Annotated in this window: 1 protein-coding gene; it reads left to right on the top strand. The window is 31.0% G+C overall.

The features are described from left to right. The coding region (locus tag SB764_RS40365) for an AMP-binding protein (RefSeq protein WP_410866806.1) at positions 1-271 on the top strand (271 nt) is incomplete at both ends.

Raw genomic sequence — 271 nt, 5'->3', positions numbered from 1 at the left:
ACAAATTATATTACAATCAACGAAAATGATATTATCCTCCAACTTTCAAATTTTTCTTTTGATGGCTCAGTTTTTGATATATTCGGTGCTTTGTTAAATGGTGCAAAACTGGTACTTGTAGATAAAGATACTGTTGTGAACATAAAAAAGCTTGGCGCTCTGATAAAACACGAAAATATAAGTATTATGTTTGTTACTACGGCTCTGTTTAACGTACTAGTCGATTTAGACATCAGCTGTCTTAAGAATATTAGAAAAATATTATTCGGCG

The sequence above is a fragment of the Paraburkholderia sp. SIMBA_027 genome (genome assembly GCF_046535315.1).
GTDB lineage: Bacteria > Pseudomonadota > Gammaproteobacteria > Burkholderiales > Burkholderiaceae > Paraburkholderia > Paraburkholderia tropica.
This window is presented reverse-complemented; position numbering and strand designations above follow the sequence as displayed.